Below are 2,578 nucleotides of genomic sequence, written 5' to 3'. Positions count from 1 at the left end.
TTTGTAGTATTTTTTTATATAATTCATTTCTTATCTTTCATGATTTGCATTTTTTATGTAATATATATACATAAGAAGATGTAGCGATTATCGAGAATAAAGAACTTCTTGTATAGACTAGGAGTGAATGGGAATGGATTTTGCAACAATTATTGGACTTATTTTAGGATTTGTAGCAGTGGTAGTAGGGATGGTCGTCAAGGGCGCTGACATAACAGCCTTATTAAATCCTGCCGCAGCATTAATTATTTTTATCGGTACATTTGCTGCAGTATGTATTGCATTTCCGATGAATCAACTAAAAAGGGTTCCAAAACTATTTAAAGTTCTTTTTGGTTCAAATAAAAAGGATTTAAGTTATGAACAGTTGCTAGAATTATTTGTTCATTGGACATCTGAAAGTAGAAAATACGGTATTTTGTCTTTAGAGCAACAATTAGACAAAATTCAAGATGAATTTCTTTTGCGCGGTATGAAATTTGTGATTGATGGCGTATCCGCAGAAGATTTGGAGCAGATTTTGGAATCTGAATTAGAGGCAATTGAAGAAAGACATGCAAAGGGAGCTGCTATTTTTTCACAAGCTGGTACGTATGCACCGACATTAGGAGTTTTAGGAGCTGTTATCGGTCTTGTAGCTGCGCTTGGTAACTTAACTGATATTGAAAAGTTAGGTCATGCTATTTCGGGTGCGTTTATTGCAACGATTTTTGGTATTTTTTCAGGTTATGTATTATGGCATCCATTTGCAAATAAGTTAAAGCAAAAATCTTCAGCTGAAATTGAGAAAAAACGTTTAATCATTGATTGTTTATTAATGTTACAAGAAGGTACATATCCGTTTATTATGAAGAACCGCATTTTAGGTGCACTTTCTGCAACTGAGCGTAAAAAGCTAGAAAAAGGAGCAGAAAAAAATGCGGAGTAAGAAAAATAGAAGAGGCAAAAAGAAAAAACATGATGAGCATATCGATGAAACATGGTTAATCCCATATTCTGATATGTTAACGTTGTTATTTGCATTGTTTATCGTTTTATTCGCAATGAGTAGTATAGATGCTGCGAAGTTTAAACAGATGGCAGTTGCTTTTCGAAGTGAATTAGCTGGGGGAACAGGTAACAAAGAATTTTTAAGTGATCAAAAGCCAAATGATGAAAAAGAATTATCAGCAAGTAGCCTTGAGGCAGAACAAACAAAAAAACAAGAAGAAGCTAGAGCTAAAGAAAAAAAAGAGATGGATGAATTGAAAGCATTACAAAAAAAGATTGATCAATATATTAATGAAAAACAATTATCCTCTTCTTTTCAAACTAAATTAACTGAAAAGGGATTAATGGTGACAATATTAGAAAATATACTGTTTGATTCGGGGAAAGCAGATGTGAAATTAGAATCTTTAGGGATTGCAAAAGAGATGTCTAGCTTACTTGTTTCAGCGTCACCTCGTGAAATTACAGTATCGGGTCATACGGATAATGTCCCTATTGCCAATGCGCAGTTTGCGTCGAATTGGGAATTAAGTACGCAGCGGGCAGTTAATTTTATGCAAGTATTACTGCAAAATAAAGAATTACAACCAGAAAAATTTAGTGCGATTGGATACGGAGAATACCGTTCAATTGCTCCAAACGATACACAAGAAGGAAAGGCAAAGAATAGACGTGTGGAAGTATTTATCTTGCCTTTAACAGAGAAAGTAAAATAAAAGAGGATGGCGAATGCCATCCTCTTTTATTTTACTTCAAATGATTTTAAGTTGTCGCGACGGATTTTATCTTTTTCTGCATCTGATTTTTTGAAATCATAATCATATAAAGCGCCTTCCCAATCGCCATACATTGGATTCGGGAAAATAATGAATTTCTCACCAAATTGTGCTTTTGAATCTGCTACTGTTTGGTTACGATCTTTTACAGATTTTCCATCAAAACCTGTGAAATCAGATAAGTTATCACCGAAGAATAAGACAATATCATGAGTTTGAGAAACGAGTTCACGGCGTTTTTCTTTTCCTTTTTCTTTCGGATCTTGTAGTAATATATGTTCTTTCGTTGCTTGAGGAGCACCTACACGCTCAAGATTTTTAATTGTCGCATCTAGTTGATTCGTTTTACGATTTGAGATGTAGTAAATATCTACACCTTTAGACTCTGTATATTTTAAGAAATCAATTGCGCCTGGAAGGGCTTCAGCCTCAGCTTTGTTAATCCAATCATCCCATTTGTAAGGATAGCCTTTGCCTGTTTTTACGCTCATTGCTTGATGAGGACTGTTATCTAAAACAGTTTCGTCTAAATCAAGCACGATAGCAGGTTTTTTCTCTGTCCCTTTTGCAAGAATTGCATCAAGCTTTAATTGACCAATGTTGTACCCTTGGTAGTAAAGTGCTTTCGTTTCACCGGCTGTTTGATACCATAAATCAGCCATTAATTGTTGTTCTGTTAATTTTACTTTCTCTTCTTTTGCCACTGTTTTCTCTGGTGTTCCTGAACATGCTACAAGTGATGTAGATAGAACCGCTACAGATAATAAAGTGGTAATGCCCCTTTTCATCTTCATATGTATCCTCCTTGATGT

At 34.8% G+C, this 2,578-nt stretch carries 3 protein-coding genes; 2 read left to right on the top strand and 1 reads right to left on the bottom strand.

Annotation, left to right across the window (positions count from 1 at the left end; translation table 11 throughout):
* Nucleotides 1-133 precede the first annotated feature (133 nt).
* A complete protein-coding gene (motA, locus tag ACQGS6_RS26280; protein WP_000344853.1) occupies nt 134-928 on the top strand; it encodes a flagellar motor stator protein MotA in 795 nt (264 codons plus the stop codon).
* Entirely contained in the window at nt 918-1,706 is a 789-nt protein-coding gene (gene motB / locus ACQGS6_RS26275) for a flagellar motor protein MotB (protein ID WP_001256735.1), read from the top strand. The genes motA and motB overlap by 11 nt, the downstream gene beginning before the upstream one ends.
* A gap of 26 nt (nt 1,707-1,732) precedes the next feature.
* Here the strand turns inward: motB and ACQGS6_RS26270 are convergent, their stop codons facing one another.
* Nucleotides 1,733-2,560: a 5'-nucleotidase, lipoprotein e(P4) family gene (locus tag ACQGS6_RS26270; protein WP_000782768.1), complete on the bottom strand. Its 828-nt coding sequence runs from the start codon at nt 2,558-2,560 to the stop codon at nt 1,733-1,735.
* Nucleotides 2,561-2,578 lie beyond the last annotated feature (18 nt).

Origin of the sequence: Bacillus sp. GMs2/2 (assembly GCF_050172095.1) — a bacterium.
In the GTDB taxonomy this organism is placed as follows: domain Bacteria; phylum Bacillota; class Bacilli; order Bacillales; family Bacillaceae_G; genus Bacillus_A; species Bacillus_A cereus.
The sequence above is the reverse complement of the archived record's forward strand: the minus strand, read 5'-3'. Positions and strand labels throughout refer to the sequence as shown.